Genomic DNA, 20,776 nt, shown 5'->3' with positions numbered 1-20,776 from the left:
GATGACTCTCGATGACTTCATCGCCCTCACGGGGCAGGAAATCGGCGTTTCGCGCTGGTTCGAGATCACGCAGGACCGGATCGACGCCTTCGCCGATGCGACCGAGGACCACCAGTATATCCATACGGACCCGGAGGCCGCGGCCAAGACACCCTTTGGTGGCACCATTGCGCATGGGTTCCTGACCCTCTCGTTGCTCTCGGCCATGACCTATGACGGGGTGCCGAAAGTGGACGGGACGGTGATGGGCGTGAACTACGGCATGAACCGGATGCGGTTCCTGTCGCCGGTCAAGGTCGGCAGCCGGGTGCGCGGTCGCTTCACCCTGAAAGAGGTGGATACGTCGCGTCCGAACGAATTCACGACGATCACCGACGTGTCCGTCGAAATCGAGAACGAAGACAAGCCCGCGCTCGTGGCCGAGTGGATCGGGCGGCGGTATCTGGAGAGCACGACATGAGCGTTTCATTCGAAGGGCGTGTGGCCATCGTCACCGGCGCCGGGGCCGGACTGGGCCGGTGTCATGCACTGGGGCTGGCCGAGCGCGGGGCCAAGGTCGTGGTCAACGATCTGGGCGTTGCGACCGATGGCACCTCCGAAGGGTCGGACGCCGCCAAGGCGGTGGTGGACGAGATTCGCGCGGCGGGTGGTCATGCCATCGCCAATGGCGCGGACGTGACCAATGCCGAGGACACGCTGACGATGGTCGAGGAGGCCATCGCGGAATTCGGCCATGTCGACGTCCTCGTCAACAACGCGGGCATCCTGCGCGACAAGAGCTTCGCCAAGATGGATCTGGGCGACTTTGCCAAGGTGCTCGACGTGCATCTCATGGGTACCGCGAATTGCTGCAAGGCGGTTTGGAACCACATGGTCGCGCGCGAATACGGGCGGATCGTCGTCACCACGTCCTGTTCCGGCATGTACGGCAACTTTGGTCAGGCGAACTACGGTGCAGCCAAAGCGGGTGTCGTGGGCCTGATGAACACGCTGGCCATCGAAGGCGCGCGCAAGAACATCAAGGTCAACACGCTGGCCCCCACGGCGGCCACGCGGATGACCGAGGCGCTGCTTACGCCCGAGACGCTGGAGTTGCTCCAGCCCGAGACGATTACGCCGGGTCTGCTGGCTCTGGTGGCCGAGGACGCGCCGACCAAGATGGTGCTGGGCGCGGGCGGCGGCTGTTTCGCAGAAATCCGCATCACCGAAACGCAGGGCGTGGCCCTCGTCGGTGACGACCTGAACGTCGATGGCGTGGTCGCCGCGATGGGCCGCATCCGCGACCCCGAGGGCGCAGCCGTCATGGACAACGCTTTTTCACAGACACGCAAATACGCCCGGATGGGTGCGGCGGCCCGTGGCCTCCCGCTCCCCTGGGACGAATAGGAAAGGATACATCATGCGCGACGCCGTCATCGTTTCGACCGCACGCACCCCGATCGGCAAGGCTTATCGCGGGGCGTTCAACAACACCCATGCGCAGGAATTGATCGGTCATGCCGTGAAACACGCGGTCAGCCGCGCGGGGGTGGACGGCTCTGAAGTGCAGGACTGCGTGATCGGCACGGCGATCCAGCAGGGGTCCACAGGTGGCAACATTGGGCGCCAGGCGGCCATTCGCGCGGGTCTTCCGACGAGCGTGGCGGGCATGTCGATGGATCGCCAGTGCGCGTCCGGCATGATGGCCATCGCCACGGCGGCCAAGCAGGTCGTCCATGACGGGATGCAGGTCGCCATCGGCGGCGGTGTCGAGTCGATCAGCCTCGTGCAGAACCAGAACATGCGCACCGACCACCTGCGCGACCCGTGGGTGATGGAACATATGCCGTCGCTTTACATGTCGATGCTGGAAACCGCTGAGATCGTGGCGGAACGCTATGGCGTCACCCGCGAGGATCAGGACGCATATGCGCTGCAAAGCCAGCAGCGCACGGCCGCGGCGCAGGAGGCGGGCAAGTTCGATGACGAGATCGTTCCGCTGACCTCGACGCAGGCGATCATCGACCGCGAGACGAAAGAGGTCTCTTACGCCGAGGTGACGCTGGAGAAGGACGAGGGGAACCGGCCCTCGACCACGCTCGAAAACCTGCAAAGCCTGAGCCCCGTGTTCAAGGACGGGCAGGTCGTGCAGGAGGGCAAGTTCGTCACCGCCGGTAACGCGAGCCAGCTGTCGGACGGCGGCAGCGCGAGCGTGATCATGGAAGCCAAGGAGGCCGAAAAGCGCGGGCTTCAGCCGCTCGGGCGCTATGTCGGCGTGATGGCCGCGGGTCTGGACCCGGACGAGATGGGCATCGGCCCGATCTATGCCGTGCCGAAGCTGCTGGAAGCCCACGGGCTCAAGATGGACGATATCGGGCTGTGGGAGCTGAACGAGGCGTTCGCCTGTCAGGTGCTTCACTCGGCCCGTGTACTGGGCATCCCGAACGAGATCCTGAACGTGAACGGCGGGGCGATTTCCGTCGGCCACCCCTATGGCATGTCGGGCGCGCGGATGGTCGGGCATGCGCTGATCGAAGGCAAACGCCGCGGCGCGAAATACGTCGTCTGCACCATGTGCGTCGGCGGCGGCATGGGCGCGGCAGGGTTGTTCGAGGTGCTGTAAGCGCCAAACCCCATTGCAAATAATTGAACACATGTGTTCAGTGACGGGACCGGCGACAGGCCGGACAAGGAGGACAGAGAATATGGACCTGGGTGTCACCGAAAAGGTCAAGCCGCTGATCGAAGCCATCGGCAAGCTGATGGAGGAAAAGATCGTTCCCCTCGGCGAGGAGTATGAAGAAGAGATCGGGAACAATCCCCAGAACGACCGCTTCGTCCTGAACGACCGTCAGAAGGAAATCCTCGACGAGCTGAAATCCGAGGCCAAGAAGCGCGGGCTGTGGAACTTCTGGCTCACCGACAGCGAGGCGGGCTATGGCCTGACTACCGTCGAATACGCCTATCTGGCCGAAGAGATGGGCAAGGCCCCGCTGGGGGCCGAGACGTTCAACTGTTCCGCGCCCGACACCGGAAACATGGAGGTGCTGGAGCGCTACGGCACGCAGGCCCACAAGGACCGCTGGCTGAAACCGCTGCTGGATGGAGAGATCCGCTCGGCCTATGTCATGACCGAGCCGGGCGTGGCGTCGTCGGACGCCGTTCAACTGTCCTTCGAGGCGAAGAAGGACGGGGACGAGTGGGTCCTGAACGGTGAGAAGTGGTGGATTTCCGGCGCGGGCGACCCGCGTTGCGGCGTCTATATCGTGCTGGCCCAGACCGACCCCGAGGCCGCCAAACATGCGCGGCATACGATGTTCGTGATGGATGCCGACACGCCGGGCGTCGAGATTCTGCGCCCGATGCAGGTCTTCGGCAACGACGACGCGCCGCACGGCCACATGCACATGAAATTCAACGACGTCCGCCTTCCCGCGGATGCCGTGATCCTCGGTGAAGGACGCGGCTTTGAAGTGGCGCAAGGGCGGCTTGGACCGGGCCGCATCCACCACTGCATGCGGGCCATCGGTCAGGCCGAGCGGGCGCTGACCCTGATGTGCAAGCGTGGCCTTGCCCGCGAAGCCTTCGGCAAGAAGATCGCCACACTGGGCGCCAACTTCGACATCATCGCCAACGCGCGCATGGAGATCGAGATGGCGCGTCTCCTCTGCCTCAAGGCCGCATACATGATGGACACGGTCGGCGTGAAGGAAGCGCAGCCGTGGATTTCGCAGATCAAGGTGGTGGCCCCGCTCATGGCGACCAAGGTGGTCGACGAGGCGATGCAGATGCATGGCGGCGAAGGGATCAGCCAGGATCAGCCGCTCGCGCGGATGTATACCAACCTGCGCACCCTGCGCTTCGCGGATGGTCCCGACGCGGTCCACCGCCGTCAGGTCGCGCGGGCGGAGCTGCGCAAATACACCAATGAGAAGATCTGAATGGGTCTTCTCACCATCATCCGTCACGCCCAGGCCTCTTTCGGGGCGGCGAATTACGACAAGCTTTCCGAGCTGGGTCATCGCCAATCCGAGGCGCTGGGCGTGGCGCTGAAGGCGCAGGGCTGGACATGGCCGGACAAGGTCATGGTCGGCTCGCAGGTCCGCCACCGCGAGACGCTGGAGGGGATCGCCAAGGGCTATGGCGTGGACGCGGACCCTGTGGTGCATCCCGGTCTGAACGAGTTCGATTTTTCCGCGCTGCTGGAGGCGCACAAGCAGACCGACGCGTTGCCCGAGCATACCAAGGGCGACCGTGCCGCGCATTTCCGGCAACTCAAGGCGACGGTTCTTGCGTGGCAGGCAGATGCCATCGACACCCCGCCGGAGACCTTCGGGGCCTTCGTGGGCCGGGTGCGCGATGCGATGGCGGCGGCGGAGGGCGATACGCTGATGGTTTCGTCCGGCGGTGCGATCAGCCAGATGATCCGGCTGGTGATGGACGCGCCCGCCGAGCAGCAGATCCTGCTTCAACTCCAGATGAAGAACTGCGCCGTGAACAAGATCGTGCAGGGGCGCAACGGCGCCTATCTGCACGGCTTCAACGAAACCCCGCATATCGACGCCGCCAACGCGGACGAGATGCTGACCTATAGCTGAGGGAGCCATGTCAGACACCCAACAGCTCGACACCGAGGCCGTCGCCAGGTGGCTTGAGGCCAATATGGACGGCTTCACCGGGCCGATCACGGCCGAGAAATTCGACGTCGGACAGTCGAACCCGACCTTCCGGCTCGACACCCCTACAGGTCCGTATGTTCTGCGCCGCAAGCCGCCGGGGCAGTTGCTCAAGTCCGCACACGCGGTCGACCGGGAATTCCGGGTGCAATCGGCGCTGGCGGACACGGACGTGCCGGTGGCCAAGATGCATGTGCTTTGCGAGGACCCGGACGTCATCGGCTCCGACTTCTATGTGATGGAGGCTGTCGCGGGCCGCAATATCGACGACCCGCGCATCCCGGACGTGTCAAACGAGGAACGCGCGGCGATCTATGCCGAGATGTGCCGGGTTCTCGCCGCGATCCACGAGGTCGACATCGAGGCGGTCGGGCTGGCGGACTACGGCCCGCCGGGCAACTATTTCGAGCGCCAGATCGGGCGCTGGACCAAGCAATACCGCGCGTCGGAAACCGAGAGCATCGCGGACATGGACGCGCTGATCGACTGGCTGCCGGACAATATTCCCGACGACGACCAGCGGCGGTTGGTGCATGGCGATTACCGTATCGACAACATGCTGTTTCAGACTGACGGGCCGCGCTGCGCCGCCGTGCTCGATTGGGAGTTGTCGACCATCGGCCACCCCTATGCGGACCTCGCCTCGCTCCTGATGCAGTGGCAGATGCCGCCGGGGGCCGAAGGGCGCGGGCTGGGCGGTGTGGACCGCGCCGCGCTCGGCATTCCGACGGACGAGGAATTCGTCGGCATGTACTGCAGGGCCCGCGGGCTTTCGGGCATCCCCGGCATGAATTTCTACGTCGCCTTCGCCTTCTTCCGCATGGGGGCGATCATTCAGGGTGTCTACAAACGTGCGCTGGACGGCAATGCGTCGAACCCCGAACGGGCGATGCGGCTGGGCAAGGCGGTTCCGAATTTCGCGGCAGGGGGGCTGAAGGCGGCGCATGGCTGATTTCAACGGAAAAGTGGTGCAGATCACCGGCGCGGCTTCGGGCTTCGGTGCGATGGCGGCGGCGGAGTTTGCGCGGGGCGGGGCGAAGCTTCTGCTCTCCGACGTGAACGGTGACGGGCTGGATGAGGTTGCGCGCAACCTCGAAAGCCTCGGGGCCGAGGTTTTGACCGACGCCTTCTCGGTCGCCGACGACGCCGCGATGGAGGCGCATGTCGCGAAAGGCATCGACCGGTTCGGCCGGCTCGACATCGCGCTCAACAACGCCGGTATCGGCGGCGGGCTGTGCCGCCTGCCGGACATCCCGCTGGAAACATACGATCAGATCATGGAGATCAACGCCAAGGGCGTCTTCATCGGGATGCGCCATCAGATTCCCGCCATGCTCGCCCAGGGCGGCGGGTCGATCCTGAATACCGCGTCGGCGGCTGGCCTCGTGGGGTCCGGCCAGCTCGCGGCCTATGCCGCGTCGAAGCATGCGGTCATCGGCATGACCAAGGCGGCGGCCGACGAGGTCGCGCGCAAGGGCATCCGCGTCAATGCGATCTGCCCCAGCTTCGCCTCCACCCCGATGGTCGAGGCGATGGGCGACATCATGGGCGAGCGTCACGGGATCAGCCGGGAAGAGGCCTACAACGCCATTGCCTCCCGCGTGCCGATGCGCCGGGTCGCCGATCCGATGGAGGTCGTTCAGGCGATGCTCTGGATCGTTTCGGACGCCAACAGTTTCATGACGGGACAGGCCATTTCAATTGATGGGGGCCTGACCGCTGTATAAGAGGTTAACGCATGGGCAAGGATGACCTGATCGAAGACGTCGATACCGACGGCGACCGCAAGTTCGTGACCGCGCTGGCGCGGGGCCTCGACGTTCTTCGCTGCTTCAAGCCCTACGAAACCAACCTCACCAATCAGGAAATCGCGCAGCGCACCGGGCTGCCGAAACCGACCATCTCGCGCCTGACGCACACGCTGCGCAAACTCGACTATCTCGTGTATTCCGAGCGGACCGGCACCTATCGCCTTGGCGCGGGTGTTCTGGCGCTGGGGTTCGGCGTGTTGTCATCCATCGAGATGACCGACCGGGCCCGCGATGAGCTCGCCGCGCTCTGCGACGAGGGGCCGAACCCGCACATCACGTCGGCACTGGCCGAGCAGCACCGCCTGCGCGCCGTCTATACCACCGTTCACCGCTCGAAAGAGGCCATCGCGCTGACCATCAACGTGGGCGCGCGGCTGCCCCTGTTCTATTCCGCTATCGGACGGGCGATCCTTGTCGGGATGACCGAGAAACAGCGCACGGCGCTTGTCGATCAGGGCCTGCGCGAGCTGCCCGATCAACGCGCACGGATCATGAAGGCGGTCGAGAACGGGTTGCGCGACTACGAGGAGCACGGGCTTTGCACCGGCTTCGGCGAGTGGCGCAAGGATGTGAACGGCCTTGCCGTGCCGGTCTTTTCGCTCAACGGCGACCGTATTCACGGGCTGAACGTCGGCGGGCCGTCTTTCTTCGTCGAGCCGGACGAACTGCTCGAACATTACGCCGAGCGTGTGAAACGCGCCGCCACGAACCTGTCTTCGGGGGCACCCGGGAAGCCCGCGGCATGACGCTCGACCCCGCTCTCGTCGAAGACCCCTATGAACTCCAGAAACTCCTCGGGTTCGAGATTGTGGACTGGTCCGAGGATTATGCCCGCTTCGACCTGCCGCTCGCCGTCAAGCTCACCAATCGCTACGGCATCCCGCATGGCGGGGTCTATGCCGTTCTGGCCGATACGGTGATGGGCTTTGCGGGCTGCTACACGGGGTCGACCGAGGACAGGCGCCTGGCCATGACGCTGTCGTTGAACATGAATTACCTCAGCGTGCCGTCTGGCACTGTCCTGATCGCCGAGGGGCGCAGGACAGGGGGCGGGCGCAAGAGTTTCTTCGGCGAAGCGACGATCCGCGACGATACCGGCGGTCTGGTCGCGACCGGAACGGGCGTTTTCCGCTATCGGTCGCGGTAAGGCTTTCGCCGCCAGACCTTGTAAATTTGACCAAACGGAAAATATTGCCTTGTGACCCCGCAGGTGCGAGGCTCACCACGACACATCCGGAGATCGACGTGCAAACCGAACGAGACACAGCGAAGGCCCAGCTCGGGGCCGCGCAGCTTCCCGACGTGGTCGAGAAGCGCAATCCGGGCATGCCGCTGGACATGGACTGGGTCCGCGCGGTTCAGGTAAACACCTCGGCTGTCGAGCGGCGCGCAGGCACCATCGGCGCGCGCCGGTCGGTGAAAAAGGATTATCAGGCGGCCTGGCTGCTCAAGGCGATCACGCTGATCGACCTCACGACGCTGTCGGGCGACGACACTAAGAACCGGGTGCGCCGCTTGTGCGCGAAGGCCGCGCATCCGGTGCGCCACGACATCCTCGATGCGCTCGGGATCGACGCGATCACGACCGGCGCGGTCTGCGTGTATCACGACATGATCGGGGCCGCGGTCGATGCGCTCGAAGGCACGAACATCCCTGTCGCGGCCGTGTCCACCGGGTTCCCGGCGGGCCTGTCGCCCTTCAAGCTTCGCGTGGCCGAGATCGGCGAAAGCGTGAAGGCCGGGGCCGACGAAATCGACATCGTCATCTCGCGCCGTCACGTCCTCGAAGGCGACTGGCAGGCGCTTTATGATGAGATGCGCACCTTCCGCGAGGCCTGCGGAGATGCCCACGTCAAGGCGATCCTCGCTACCGGCGAGCTTGGCACCCTGCGCAACGTGGCGCGCGCCTCGCTCGTCTGCATGATGGCGGGGGCGGACTTCATCAAGACCTCGACCGGCAAGGAAGGCGTGAACGCGACCTTGCCCGTGAGCCTCGTCATGATGCGCGCGATCCGGGACTATTACGAACGCACCGGCATCAAGGTCGGCTATAAGCCCGCAGGCGGCATCTCCAAGGCCAAGGACTCGCTCACCTATCTCGCACTGGTGAAAGAGGAACTGGGCGACGACTGGCTCGACCCGCACCTGTTCCGCTTCGGGGCCTCGTCGCTTCTGGGCGATATCGAGCGGCAGCTGGAGCACCACGTCACGGGCCATTATTCGGCGGGCTACCGCCATGCGATGGGGTAAGGCATGACCATCAAGGAAATCTTCGACACCATGGATTATGGGACCGCCCCCGAGAGCGCCGCCGAGGCGCGAGCGTGGATCGACGCGCATGACGGCGCCTTCGGCCTGTTCATCGACGGGGCGTGGACCAAACCGGGCCAGACCTTCGACACGAAGAACCCGGCGACGGGCGACGTTCTGGCCAAGGTCACCCAGGCGGGGGCCGACGACGTCGACCGCGCCGTTCAGGCTGCGCGAAAAGCGCAACCGGGCTGGGCCAAGCTGTCGGGCCACCAGCGCGCGCGCATCCTCTATGCCCTCGCTCGCCTCGTTCAGAAACACGCCCGCCTGTTTTCCGTGCTCGAAACGCTCGACAACGGCAAGCCGATCCGCGAAAGCCGCGACATCGACATTCCGCTTGTCGCGCGCCACTTCTACTACCACGCCGGCATGGCCCAGCTTCAGGATGCGGAGCTGCCCGACCGTGAGGCACTGGGCGTCGCGGGCCAGATCATCCCGTGGAACTTCCCCCTCCTGATGCTCGCGTGGAAAATCGCGCCGGCCATCGCGATGGGCAACACGGTGGTCCTGAAGCCTGCCGAATACACCTCGCTCACCGCACTTCTCTTTGCCGAGATCTGCGAGGAGGCGGGCGTGCCGAAGGGCGTCGTGAACATCGTGACCGGCGATGGTGTGACGGGCGAGGCCATCGTGACCCATGAAGGCATCGACAAGATCGCCTTCACCGGCTCGACCGATGTGGGCCGGATCATCCGGCAGGCGACCGCCGGGACCGGCAAGTCGCTGACGCTCGAACTGGGGGGCAAGTCGCCCTACATCGTCTTCGACGACGCGGACCTCGACTCGGCGGTCGAAGGGCTGGTCGATGCGATCTGGTTCAACCAAGGGCAGGTGTGCTGCGCAGGCTCGCGGCTGTTGGTGCATGAACCGGTGGCGGAGCGGTTCTATGCCAAGCTCAAGGCGCGCATGGCCAAGCTGCGCGTGGGCGATCCGCTCGACAAGAGCATCGATGTGGGCGCGCTGGTCGATCCCGTGCAGCACGCGCGGGTGACGAAGCTGGTGAACGAAGGCGCGGGCGAAGGCGAGGTCTTTCAGGCCCCAACCGAGATGCCTGCGACCGGGTGCTACTACCCGCCCACGCTCATCACCGGCATGTCGCCCGCCGCGCGGCTGATGCAGGAGGAGATCTTCGGCCCGGTCCTCGTCTCCACCACCTTCCGGACACCGGAGGAGGCGGTGGCACTTGCCAACAACACCCGCTACGGGCTCGCCGCGACGCTGTGGTCCGAGAACGTGAACCTTGCGCTCGACGTGGCGCCCAAGCTGGCCGCCGGCGTCGTCTGGGTGAACGGCACCAACATGTTCGACGCGGCAGCCGGTTTTGGCGGTGTCCGCGAAAGCGGGTTCGGGCGTGAAGGCGGCTGGGAAGGGCTGTTGGCCTATACCAAGCCCAAAGGAAAAAGCGCCACGCTGAAACCCGTCCCGGCTTTCCCGGCGCCCAAGGGGGCCAAGGTCGATGCACTCGACCGGACGGCGAAGCTCTACATCGGTGGCAAGCAGGCCCGGCCCGACGGCGGCTATTCCCGCCCCGTCTGGTCGAAGGGCGGCGACCTTCTGGGTCACGCGAGCCTCGCCAACCGCAAGGACGTGCGCAACGCCGTCGAGGCGGCGGCCGGTGCGTCCGGCTGGGGCAAGACCACGGGGCATACCCGTGCGCAGATCCTGTATTACATCGGCGAGAACCTCTCGGCCCGCGCCGATGAATTCGCAGGCCGGATCAACGCGCTCACCAGCGCGAAGGGCGGCAAGGCCGAAGTGGAGCGCGCCATCGACCGGCTGTTCACCTACGCCGCCTGGGCTGACAAATACGATGGCGCGGCCAAACCCGTGCCCTTGCGTGGCGTCGCGCTGGCGATGAACGAGCCGGTCGGCGTGATCGGCCAGTTCTGCCCCGACGAACACCCGCTCCTCGGCCTCGTGAGCCTCGTCGCCCCCGCCATCGCGATGGGCAACCGCGTGGTCGCCGTCGCCTCGGAACCCTTCCCGCTGGCGGCCACGGATTTCTATCAGGTGCTCGAGACATCGGATCTGCCAGGCGGGGTGGTGAATATCCTTACCGGGTCGCATGCGGAGCTGGCCGCGCCGCTTGCAGGGCATCTGAACGTCGATGCGGTCTGGAGCGGATCGGGGGCCGACCTGTCCTCGCTCGTCGAATACGAGAGCGCCGGAAACCTGAAACGGACTTGGGTGAACAATGCCCGTGGGTGTGACTGGATGGGCGCGGAGGGCGAGGGGCGGGAGTTCCTCGCACAGGCGACCGAGGTCAAGACAGTCTGGGTGCCCTACGGCGAGTGAGGTTTTGCGCCGGGCTTCGCCCGTCGCGGTGGCCGCCCATGCCCCGCCTTTTCAAGTCTTGAGACCGGGCAGGGGGGCCTCGGCCCCCCTCGCGCTGCGCGCTCACCCCCTGAAGGTTTCCTGAAACAGAGAAGCAGGACGCGCGCCCCTCTTCTTCGTTTCAAGAAACCTCGGAGGGGGGCTGGGGGAGGCAGCGCCTCCCCCAGTCGGTCGTGGCGGGCGCCAGCCCGCCGCGAAATACCTAAAGCGCGACGCCGTTCTTGCGGAACAGCTCTTTCAGGTCGGCCTCGGGGCGCGGGCCGATATGGCTGATCACCTCGCCCGCCGCGATGACGCCCATGCGCCCACAGGTTTCGAGATCCCGGCCCGTGGCGTAGCCGTAGAGGAAGCCGGCGGCGAACTGGTCGCCCGCGCCGGTCGTGTCCACGGGGTCGACCCGCGTGACCGGCACCGTCGCCTCCCGGTCTCCCTGCATCAGCACCACGTCCGAGCCGGAGCGGGTGCAGACCGCAAGCCCGCATTCCTGCGCGGCCTGTTCCAGGGCGGCGGAGAGGTCGGTTTCATAAAGTGACTGCCACTCGTGTTCGTTGCCAATCACGAAGTCCATTTCCTTCACGAACCGGCGGAAGTCGTCGCGGTGGCGCTCGACGCAGAACGGGTCGGAGAGCGAGATGCCGACCTTGCCGCCGGCCGCGTGGGTGAGTTCGGCGGCACGGTTGAAGGCCGCCTTGCCCTTGTCCTTGTCGTAGAGGTAGCCCTCGAGGAACATCACCTCGGTATCGCGCGCGGCCTCTTCCGGCACGTCCACTTCGGAGATTTCCGAGGAGATGCCGAGGTAGGTGTTCATCGACCGCTCGCCGTCCGGCGTCACGAAGATCATGCAGCGCGAGGTCGGCAGCTCGCCATCCGCCACGGGTGCGTTGACGAAGGCGGTGCCGTCTTCGGCCATCTCATGCGCGTAGAACCGACCCAGCGAGTCGTCGCGCACGCGCCCGATGAACCCGGTCGACAGGCCGAGGTTGCCCAGACCCGCCAGCGTGTTCGCGACCGATCCGCCCGGCGCCTGCACCCGCTCTTCCATCGCGCCATACAGGGTCTCGCCGCGTTCCTTTTCGACAAGCTGCATGATGCCCTTCTCGATCCCCATATGTTCGAGGAAATCGTCGGTGTTCTGCGTGATGACGTCGACAATGGCGTTGCCGATGCCGACGACCTGGAAGCGTTTGGTCAAAGGTTCTTCTCCTCGAATTGGCAGATGTCCCGGATGAGACAGGAGGCGCAGAGCGGTTTGCGCGCCTTGCAGGTATAGCGCCCATGCAGGATGAGCCAGTGGTGGGCGTGCATCTGGTAGTCCGCCGGCACGTTGTCCTCGATCGCGCGTTCGACTGCGACCACGTCCTTGCCCGGGCAGATCCCGGTGCGGTTTCCGACGCGGAAGATATGGGTGTCCACGGCTTGCGCCGGATAGCGCCACCACATGTTCAGAACGACATTCGCGGTCTTGCGCCCCACGCCCGGCAGGGACTGGAGCGCCGCGCGGCTGTTGGGCACCTCGCCGCCGTACTGGTCGACGAGAATGCGGCTCAGCTTGATGACATTCTTGGCCTTCTGGCGAAACAGCCCGATGGTCTTGATATGCTCGGTCAGGCCCTCTTCACCGAGCTCGAGCATCTTTTCCGGCGTGTCGGCGACCTTGAACAGGCTGCGCGTCGCCTTGTTCACGCCGGCATCCGTCGCCTGCGCCGAGAGCGCCACCGCGACGACCAGCGTGTAGGCGTTGACGTGTTCGAGTTCGCCCTTCGGTTCCGGTTCCGCTTCGTGAAAGCGGCGGAAAACCTCGCGGATCGTGTTGTAGTCCATTTGCTTCGCCATGGCGGAGGTATCGGGGGTTTCGCGCAGGGGTGCAAGATTGGGGCGTGGTCTTAACCTCGTGTTCGACAATTTCTGGAACGGTGGTGCGAAAAGGCCCAAGGAGAGCCACATGGACCGCACCCCACAGATCGCTGCCCTTCCCGGATTCGGGCCGGGGGTGCATCTCATGACGCCGGAGGGCGAAATGCCGGTGGAGTGGCTGGCGACGGGCGACCGGGTCATCACGCGCGATCACGGGGTCCAGCCGATCCTGTGGCTTGGGCGCATCCGGGTTGGGGTTGTCCTGGACGCCGACTTGCGGCCGGTCGAGATTGCCGAGGGGGCCTTGGGCGATGGATGCCCCACCCATGCAACGTGGTTGTCACCCGCCCACCGCGTGCTTCTGTCCGGCGCCATGGTGGAACTGCACGCGGGGGTTGGGGAGGCTTTGGCCGAAATCCGCGATCTGCGCGATGGAGTGCATGTCACCGGCGCGGCGGGAGGGGCGGCGCATTACACCCATATCCTCCTGCCGGTTCATGACATGGTGCAGGCCAACGGGCTCTGGGCCGAAACCCTGCTGCTCGACGCTGCGACCCTGCGCGCGATCGGGCGCGACCTCCCGGCGCACCTCCTGCGGCAACCCTCGCTTCGCCTCGGTCACGACCGGGCTGCGCGGCTTTGCCTGCGGGCGTGGGAGGTGCGGGCCATGCGCGGTCGGCAGACCGATGCCGTTCGCGACATCATCAGGCACGTCGCCTGACACCCCCCCTGACGGCGTATCAACCCGTTCCTTTCATGGCGACCTCGTCAAAGCGCAGGAAACGGGTCGCGGCGAAAGCGCCGTGCGCCTAGATTGGCTTTGAAGGAGAAAGCCATGACTGCGCTTGAAATGACCACCCCCACGTCCGAGGCCGAGGGTGCCTATCACTACCACGTCATGCGCCGGGCCATCGAGGCGATCGACGGGGCGGGTGGCGCGCCCATGACGCTGGAGGCGCTGGCCGCCGAAGTGAACATGAGCCCCGCGCATTTCCAGCGACTCTTCTCGAAATGGGTGGGCGTCAGCCCCAAGCGCTATCAGCAATACCTCACCCTCGATCACGCCCGCCGGCTGCTGCGTGACAAGTTCACGACGCTCGAGACCGCCCATTCGCTGGGCCTGTCCGGCACCGGACGTCTTCACGACCTGTTCCTGACGTGGGAGGCGATGAGCCCCGGCGAGTTCGCGAAGGGAGGCGAGGGGCTGACGATCCGCTGGGGCTGGTTCGACTCGCCCTTCGACCTCGCGCTGGTGATGGCGACCGACCGTGGCATCTGCGGGCTGGCCTTCGCTGCCGAAACCGGGGCCGAGGCCGCGATGACCGATATGCTGTCGCGCTGGCCCAAGGCGCGGTTCGTGGAGGACCCGACCGCCCTCGCACCCGAGGTGACGGCCGTGTTCGACCAGTCTGGCGAGGCGCGTCTCCACATGATCGGCGCGCCCTTTCAGGTGAAGGTCTGGGAGGCGCTCATTACGATCCCCACGGGCCACGTCACCACCTATTCCGAGATCGCCGGGGCCATCGGTAGCCCAAAGGCGGTGCGCGCGGTGGGCACGGCGGTCGGGCGCAACCCGGTGAGCTGGCTTATCCCCTGTCACCGCGCACTGAGGAAATCGGGCGGGCTTGGCGGTTACCACTGGGGCCTTCCGGTCAAGCGGGCGCTCCTGGCCTGGGAATCCGCGCGCGAGGAGGCCGGAGTCTGAGCGGCGGTTTGCCGCCATCGGGCCGAACCGCCAAAAGGGCCGCTTTCCCCCCGCAGGACAGGCGCTTATGGTGCGCGCGAAGATCGGATTCCAAGGGAAAGGTCCAAACATGAAATCCTTGAAACCAGCTCTCGTTCTGCCGCTCGTCTCGGTCCTCGCGCTCAGCGCCTGCGACACGATGGGACAGCGCGAACGCACGGGCGTTGCCGCAGGGGCGGCCATCGGGGGTCTCGCCGGGGCTGCGATCCCGGGTAACCGGGCGGCCAGCGCGGCCGTCGGTGCGCTTGGCGGCGCCGTGGTTGGCGGCCTGATCGGCAGCCAGCTGGACAAGCAGGCGGGCGATCTGCGCTCGAGCTTCTCGAACTCGAACATTCAGGTCATCAACAACGGCTCCTTCCTCAAGGTCGTGATGCCGCAGGGTATCCTGTTTGCCACCGACAGCTCCGACGTGTCTCCGGCGATCTATCCGGACCTCGCGGCCCTCGCCCAGAACCTGCGCGAATATCCGAACTCGACGGTTCAGGTGCTTGGCCACACGGACAACACCGGGCAGGCGAGCTATAACCTGCAACTGTCGCAACGCCGCGCGCAGGCCGTCGTCGGCCTTCTGCAATCCAATGGCGTGGGTGCGGCGCGGCTTCAGGCCGTCGGCAAGGGCGACAGCGAACCTGTCGCCTCGAACCTCTCTGCCGAGGGTCGTCAGCAGAACCGCCGGGTGGAAGTGCTCATCATCCCGAATTGATCGGGTTTGAAATGACCGAAAAGGGCCGGGCCAGCGTCCGGCCCTTTTCCATGCCATTGACCCATTCGCTCTAGGCGCGCGCGCACCGCGCCGGTAGGGAGGGACCATGCCGAAGTTCGCCGCCAATATCTCGCTCCTCTTTCGTGAACTGCCCTTCCTCGACCGGTTTCAGGCGGCGGCGGATCACGGCTTCACGGGAGTCGAGGCGCTGTTTCCCTATGACGACGCGGTGCCGCAGATGACCCGGCGGCTGGCGATGGGCGGGCTGAAGATGGTGCTCATCAACTGCCCGCCGCCGAACTGGGCGGGGGGCGAGCGGGGCTTCGCCGCCGTGCCGGGTATGACCGAGCGGTTCCGCCATGACTTCAAGCGGGCCGTGCGTTTCGCCGACGCGCTGGGTGCTCAGCATCTGCACGTCATGGCGGGCAAGGCCACGGGCCTCGTCGCGCGCACCACGTTCGTCGAGAACCTGCGCTGGGCCGCCGCCGAGGCACCGAATCGCAGCCTGACGATCGAACCGCTGAACACGCAGGACATGCCGGGATATTTCCTCAACGATTACGATCAGGCGGCCGAAATCCTCGACGAGGTCGGGGCGAAGAACGTGAACCTGCAATTCGACATGTATCACGCCCAGATGCTTACCGGCGACGGCATGGCCGTGTGGGAAGCGCACGGCAAACGCGCGGCCCACATCCAGGTGGCGCAGACCCCCGGACGCACTGCGCCGGACGCGGGCGAGATCGACTATCCCGCCTTCTTCGAGATGCTGGATGAGAGCGGCTACAAGGGCTGGGTCTCGGCCGAATACATGCCCGATGGCGACACGCGCAAGACGCTGGGCTGGCTGGACAGCGCAAAAGGCTCCTGACAGGATGCTGTCAGTTGGGGGGTGCTAGACAGGCTCTGTCATCAACCCAAGGAGACCTGACATGACCACCCAACCCATTGTCGTCTGGGGCGAAATCCCCGTTAAGAACCTCGAAGCCTCTGCCGCGTTCTATGACACCGTCTTCGGCTGGACGAGCGCCGTTGACAGGAGCGGCCCGCAGCCGATGGTGCTTTTGAACGGGGCGGGCGACACCGTCGGCGCCAACCTTTTCGAAGGCGAAAGTGCGACGGGCAACATCATCCATTTCGCCGTGCCCGACAGTTGCGAGGCAGCGGCGGACCGCGTCAGCACCGCCGGCGGCAAAGTTCTGAGCCCCCCGATCGAGATTCCGCCGGGGCGTTTCGTCATGGCGCTGGACCCGGACGGGAATCAGATCGGTCTGTTTCAGGCCAGGGACGCCTGATGCGGCGCGCCGACCGCCTGTTTCAGATCGTGCAGTATCTGCGCGGCGGTCGGCTCACCACGGCCCGCAGCCTGGCCGAACGGCTGGAGGTCAGCGAGCGGACGATCTATCGCGACGTGGCGGACCTGATCGGCTCCGGCGTGCCCATCGAGGGCGAGGCCGGGGTCGGTTACGTCATGCGTGCGGGCTACGACGTGCCGCCCCTCATGTTCACGCGCGAAGAGGTGACGGCGCTGGTCGCAGGCGCCCGGATGGCGCGGGTGTGGGGCGGGCTCGAAATGGCGCGCGCGGCGGAGGAGGCATTGATCAAGATCGAGGCGGTCCTGCCCGACAGCCTCAAGACGCGCGCGGCCCAGGTCCCGATCCAGGCGATGGAGTTCCTCGCGGCCGATCCCGTGGACCGGGCGCGGCTCGACACACTAGAGAGCGCCGCCGAAAGCCGGACGCGGGTGCGGATCACCTACGAAGACGAAACGGGCGCGCGGACAGAGCGGACCGTGCGCCCCCTCGCGCTGCTTTACTGGGGCAAGGTCTGGACCCTGGCCGCGTGGTGCGAAACGCGACAGGATTTCCGGAATTTCCGTGTCGACCGGATATGGGAGCTCGACCTCGGGGACCGGTTCGCGCCGGACCGGACCCGTGACCTCGCCGCCTTCCTCGCCGTTCAAAGCCGCCGCCCGCTGCGCTGACGCGTCGGTCAGCCGCCGATCCGGGAGGGATGGTCGCAGGCGAGGTCCGGCGTTTCGGTGTCGAGCGTGACATGGCCGATGCCGAACTGGTCGGACAGCATTGCGCGGATCGCGGATTTGATGCGCGTGATCTCAGGCAGGCTGGTCGCAGGCGTGACCAGATGCGCTTCGAGGGATGTCACCTGTTCGCTGATCTGCCAGACATGCAGGTGGTGAACGCTCTCGACTCCGTCCACCGCTTCCATCGCTTCAAGCACCGCGTCCGGTTCGATCCCCGGCGGCGTGCCGAGCATGAGCGTGTTGATGACGCCCCGGATCTCGCCCACCGCCATCCACAGGATGTAGCCCGCGATGAGCAGGGTCGCCAGTGGATCGGCCCAGCTCCACCCGAACTGCACGATCAGCACGCCCGTGATGATGACCGCGACCGAGCCGAGCGCATCGGCCACGTTATGCAGAAAAGCCGCGCGAATATTCACGCTTTCCTTCGACAGCCGGTAGGTCAGCCATGCCGTGACCGCGTCCACCACCAGCGCGAAGACCGACACCCAGATCATCAGCCAACCGATGATCTCGACCGGTGCGAAGAACCGCTGGATCGCCTCGTAGACGAGGTAAAGACCGATGATGATGAGGGTGGTCAGATTGATGAGCGCCGCCACCAGCTCGGCCCGCTTGTAGCCGAAGGTCATGGTCTCGTCCGTCGGACGCCGCCCGATCCGGCGGGCCGCCCACGCGATGGCGAGCGACACGGCGTCGGACAGGTTGTGCACCGCATCTGCAATCAACGCGACCGAGCCCGACAGGATACCGCCGACGATCTCGGCCACGGTAAGGGCGACATTGACGCCGACCGCTGCGGCGACGGCGCGGTCTCCGCTGTCCGGATCGACGTGGTGATGGTGGCCCTTGGCGTGATCGTGAGGCATGGCATTCTCCTTCTGCCACGACTACATAATTCCTCTAGTCGCTAGAGGTTCAAGGGGGTTTTTCATGTATTCGATCGGTGAATTGTCTCAGGCCACCGGGGTCAAGGTCCCGACGATCCGGTACTATGAGGGGATCGGTCTGCTTGAGGCCGAAGGGCGCACGGGCGGCAATCAGCGCCGCTATGGACGCGCGGGACTCGACCGCCTGACGTTCATCCGGCACGGGCGGGACCTTGGGCTGTCCCTCGACGCGATCCGCGCCTTGCTGGACCTCGACCCGGCGGACCACGGGAAATCCCACGCGATTGCCGAAGCGCACCTCGCCGACGTGCGAGCGCGCGTCGCGCGGCTGCGACGGCTCGAAGCGGAGTTGGTGCGGATCGTGGCGGCCTGCGACGGGGCGGAGGCGCATACATGCAACATCCTCGAGGCGTTCGGCGATCACGACGCCTGCGAGACGGAGCACGGGTGACGCCGTTCAGTGTCGGCAGCCCTGGCGAACCTGAAGCGCGCCCGATCGGCGGCAGGCCGATCACACTCTCACATGTTTGTCAAAGGCGCTGGCCCAATCGCGATTGAGCGGTTACGATTCAAAAAAAGTCGAGCGCAACGCGAACCTGGGGGTCGCGAAAGTCATGGGGCCGAAATCCTTCCTTAAACGGCAGATGCCGTATGTCTTGGCTGCGACCTTGGTGGCCCTGTCGCCTGCGGTTGCGCTGGACGATATTCAATTCAACGTCGAGGGCGAAGAAGCGCTCGGCGACGAGCTACGCGGCGCGTCGCTTCTGCTCGCAGCGGAGGCCGAGGGGCGCACCGATCCCCGTGACCTTCTGGCCACGTCACTTGCCGAGTACGAACGCCTGCTGAACACGCTCTATTCCGAAGGGCATTACGGCGCTGTCATCAATATCCGCGTCGACGGGGTCGAGGCGGCGGCGATCCCCAACTTCAACATCCCTGACAACGTGCGCCGCATCACCGTCGACGTGCGGCCCGGACAGCAATTTCACTTTGGCCGCACCCAGATCACGCCGCTCGTGCAAGGCACACGCAAGATCGACGAGATCCGCGCGGGTGAGCCTGCCTATTCCACCGCTGTGGGCGAAGCGGTCGATACGGCGATTGCGGACTGGCGCGGCGCCGGGCGCGCCAAGGCTGAAGTGCGCGATCAGGAGATCACGGCCAACCACGCCACCAAGCTGCTCAATGCGCAGGTCTGGATCGATCCCGGGCCGCTGGTGAAGTTCGGCGACCTCGTGGTCGTGCGGCCCTCCTATGTGCGGACCGAACGCATCCGGCGCATCGCGGGCCTGCCGACAGGCACAGTGTTCTCTCCCGACGAACTGGAGCGCGCGGCGGACCGCCTGCGGCGCACCGGCGCTTTCGCCTCGGTGGTGCTGCGCGAGGACGAGACCCTTGGCGCTGCGAACGACATGGACATCCTGCTGACGGTCGCGGACATGAAGCCGCGCCGCTTTGGCTTCGGGGCGGAAATCTCCTCGCTTCAGGGGCTGGGCCTCTCGGGCTTCTGGATGCATCGCAACCTGCTGGGCGGGGCCGAGCGGTTCCGTTTCGATGCGGCGGCCAACGGCATCACGCCGAGCCTTGCCAATCTCGACATCGAACTCGCCGCCCGCCTCGACATCCCGGCAGCCTTCGGGACCGACAACGACGCCTACGTCATGGGCGAAGCCTCGATGGTGCGCGAGCCGACCTTCACCGCATGGACCGGCGAAGTCGGGGCCGGTGTCACGCGCTATTTCTCCGAAGATCTCGTGGGTGAGGTCGGGCTGGGCTATTCCTTCTCCCGCGTGACGGACAGCCAGGGCACGCGCAACTTCAACCTGTTCAAGGTCCCGGCGATGATCGAGTGGGACCGGCGCAACGACCCCCTTCGCGCCTCGCGCGGGTTCTACGTCCGTGCCGACGTGGAGCCGTTTTATGAGCTGACCAACGGTTTCGGCGTCTGGGGCACGGTGGACGGCCGCGTCTATCAGGGCTTTGGCGAGGATGACCGCTTCGTGCTGGCCGCCCATGTGCAGGCTGGCACGGTCATCGGACCGACACCTGCGCAGACCCAGCCGGAATTTCTCTTCCATTCCGGCGGTGGCGGCACGGTGCGGGGGCAGGCGTACGATTCACTCAGCTTCCCGGCGGCGGGTGGCGCCCGTATCGGCGGGCAGGCCTTCGTCGGCGGCCAGTTCGAATTGCGCGTGAAAGCGACCGAAAAGATCGGCGTCGTGGGCTTCTTCGACGTGGGCTATCTCGGCGCCAACGGCTTTTTCGGCGGCCCGACCGCGTGGCATTCCGGCGCCGGCGTCGGGCTGCGGTACGATACGGGTCTCGGGCCGATCCGGCTCGACGTGGGCTATCCCGTCACGGGCGGTGCGCGGTCGCCAAATCCGTTGCGCAACGTTCAGCTTTACGTCGGTATCGGGCACGCTTTCTGATG

The 20,776-nt window shown here is 65.7% G+C and carries 22 protein-coding genes; 19 read left to right on the top strand and 3 right to left on the bottom strand.

The window, feature by feature from the left end; all coding sequences use genetic code 11:
- The first annotated feature begins 1 nt into the window (after position 1).
- The 11 genes from B2585_RS12295 (at position 2) to B2585_RS12245 (ending at position 11,071) form a co-directional block, all read left to right on the top strand.
- Entirely contained in the window at positions 2-460 is a 459-nt protein-coding gene (locus B2585_RS12295) for a MaoC family dehydratase (protein ID WP_292023468.1), read from the top strand.
- Entirely contained in the window at positions 457-1,386 is a 930-nt protein-coding gene (locus B2585_RS12290) for an SDR family NAD(P)-dependent oxidoreductase (RefSeq protein WP_292023467.1), read from the top strand. The genes B2585_RS12295 and B2585_RS12290 overlap by 4 nt, the downstream gene beginning before the upstream one ends.
- Positions 1,387-1,399: 13 nt before the next feature.
- Entirely contained in the window at positions 1,400-2,602 is a 1,203-nt protein-coding gene (locus B2585_RS12285; protein ID WP_292023465.1) for an acetyl-CoA C-acyltransferase, read from the top strand.
- 82 nt (positions 2,603-2,684) lie between these two features.
- On the top strand, positions 2,685-3,920 hold the full coding sequence (locus B2585_RS12280; protein WP_292023463.1) for an acyl-CoA dehydrogenase family protein: 1,236 nt from the start codon (positions 2,685-2,687) through the stop codon (positions 3,918-3,920).
- On the top strand, positions 3,921-4,577 hold the full coding sequence (locus B2585_RS12275) for a histidine phosphatase family protein (RefSeq protein ID WP_292023460.1): 657 nt from the start codon (positions 3,921-3,923) through the stop codon (positions 4,575-4,577).
- Positions 4,578-4,584: 7 nt separating this feature from the next.
- Entirely contained in the window at positions 4,585-5,607 is a 1,023-nt protein-coding gene (locus B2585_RS12270) for a phosphotransferase family protein (RefSeq protein ID WP_292023458.1), read from the top strand.
- Positions 5,600-6,382: an SDR family NAD(P)-dependent oxidoreductase gene (locus B2585_RS12265; RefSeq protein WP_292023456.1), complete on the top strand. Its 783-nt coding sequence runs from the start codon at positions 5,600-5,602 to the stop codon at positions 6,380-6,382. Before B2585_RS12270 ends, B2585_RS12265 begins: the two co-directional genes overlap by 8 nt.
- A gap of 11 nt (positions 6,383-6,393) precedes the next feature.
- Entirely contained in the window at positions 6,394-7,212 is an 819-nt protein-coding gene (locus B2585_RS12260; protein WP_292023454.1) for an IclR family transcriptional regulator, read from the top strand.
- The gene (locus B2585_RS12255; protein ID WP_292023452.1) at positions 7,209-7,613 is read left to right on the top strand and encodes a PaaI family thioesterase; all 405 of its coding nucleotides are present in this window, start codon (positions 7,209-7,211) and stop codon (positions 7,611-7,613) included. Before B2585_RS12260 ends, B2585_RS12255 begins: the two co-directional genes overlap by 4 nt.
- A gap of 98 nt (positions 7,614-7,711) precedes the next feature.
- A complete protein-coding gene (gene deoC / locus B2585_RS12250; protein WP_292023450.1) occupies positions 7,712-8,716 on the top strand; it encodes a deoxyribose-phosphate aldolase in 1,005 nt (334 codons plus the stop codon).
- A 3-nt stretch (positions 8,717-8,719) separates the two neighbouring features.
- Positions 8,720-11,071, top strand: coding sequence for an aldehyde dehydrogenase family protein (locus B2585_RS12245; RefSeq protein WP_292023449.1), 2,352 nt, complete (start codon positions 8,720-8,722; stop codon positions 11,069-11,071).
- 241 nt (positions 11,072-11,312) lie between these two features.
- Here B2585_RS12245 and B2585_RS12240 read toward each other — a convergent pair whose 3' ends face one another.
- Both B2585_RS12240 and nth read right to left on the bottom strand, forming a co-directional pair.
- Positions 11,313-12,302: an adenosine kinase gene (locus B2585_RS12240; protein WP_292023447.1), complete on the bottom strand. Its 990-nt coding sequence runs from the start codon at positions 12,300-12,302 to the stop codon at positions 11,313-11,315.
- Positions 12,299-12,943 (bottom strand): endonuclease III, encoded by a 645-nt coding sequence (nth, locus tag B2585_RS12235; RefSeq protein WP_292023445.1) that lies wholly within the window; start codon positions 12,941-12,943, stop codon positions 12,299-12,301. Before nth ends, B2585_RS12240 begins: the two co-directional genes overlap by 4 nt.
- Before the next feature lie 109 nt (positions 12,944-13,052).
- Here nth and B2585_RS12230 point away from each other — a divergent pair, with 109 nt between their 5' ends.
- The 6 genes from B2585_RS12230 (at position 13,053) to B2585_RS12205 (ending at position 17,395) form a co-directional block, all read left to right on the top strand.
- A complete protein-coding gene (locus B2585_RS12230; RefSeq protein ID WP_292023443.1) occupies positions 13,053-13,685 on the top strand; it encodes a Hint domain-containing protein in 633 nt (210 codons plus the stop codon).
- A gap of 114 nt (positions 13,686-13,799) precedes the next feature.
- On the top strand, positions 13,800-14,669 hold the full coding sequence (locus B2585_RS12225; RefSeq protein WP_292023440.1) for a methylated-DNA--[protein]-cysteine S-methyltransferase: 870 nt from the start codon (positions 13,800-13,802) through the stop codon (positions 14,667-14,669).
- 109 nt (positions 14,670-14,778) lie between these two features.
- Positions 14,779-15,411, top strand: a complete 633-nt coding sequence (locus B2585_RS12220; RefSeq protein ID WP_292023438.1) for an OmpA family protein — start codon at positions 14,779-14,781, stop codon at positions 15,409-15,411.
- Positions 15,412-15,517: 106 nt separating this feature from the next.
- Positions 15,518-16,282, top strand: coding sequence for a hydroxypyruvate isomerase family protein (locus B2585_RS12215; protein WP_292023436.1), 765 nt, complete (start codon positions 15,518-15,520; stop codon positions 16,280-16,282).
- Positions 16,283-16,343: 61 nt separating this feature from the next.
- Positions 16,344-16,706 carry a VOC family protein gene (locus B2585_RS12210; protein ID WP_292023434.1) on the top strand — a complete coding sequence of 121 codons (363 nt, stop codon included), beginning with the start codon at positions 16,344-16,346 and terminating at the stop codon, positions 16,704-16,706.
- Positions 16,706-17,395, top strand: a complete 690-nt coding sequence (locus B2585_RS12205) for a helix-turn-helix transcriptional regulator (protein ID WP_292023432.1) — start codon at positions 16,706-16,708, stop codon at positions 17,393-17,395. Before B2585_RS12210 ends, B2585_RS12205 begins: the two co-directional genes overlap by 1 nt.
- 8 nt (positions 17,396-17,403) lie before the next feature.
- Here the strand turns inward: B2585_RS12205 and B2585_RS12200 are convergent, their stop codons facing one another.
- Positions 17,404-18,324, bottom strand: coding sequence for a cation diffusion facilitator family transporter (locus B2585_RS12200; RefSeq protein ID WP_292023430.1), 921 nt, complete (start codon positions 18,322-18,324; stop codon positions 17,404-17,406).
- A 64-nt stretch (positions 18,325-18,388) separates the two neighbouring features.
- Between B2585_RS12200 and B2585_RS12195 the strand changes: the two genes are divergently transcribed.
- Complete coding sequence (locus B2585_RS12195) at positions 18,389-18,796, top strand: MerR family transcriptional regulator (RefSeq protein WP_292023428.1); 408 nt, start codon at positions 18,389-18,391, stop codon at positions 18,794-18,796.
- A 193-nt stretch (positions 18,797-18,989) separates the two neighbouring features.
- Positions 18,990-20,774: an autotransporter assembly complex protein TamA gene (locus B2585_RS12190; RefSeq protein WP_292023426.1), complete on the top strand. Its 1,785-nt coding sequence runs from the start codon at positions 18,990-18,992 to the stop codon at positions 20,772-20,774.
- The last annotated feature ends 2 nt before the right edge of the window (positions 20,775-20,776 follow it).

Origin of the sequence: Maritimibacter sp. UBA3975 (assembly GCF_002384975.1) — a bacterium.
Lineage (GTDB): Bacteria > Pseudomonadota > Alphaproteobacteria > Rhodobacterales > Rhodobacteraceae > Maritimibacter.
The sequence above is the reverse complement of the archived record's forward strand: the minus strand, read 5'-3'. Positions and strand labels throughout refer to the sequence as shown.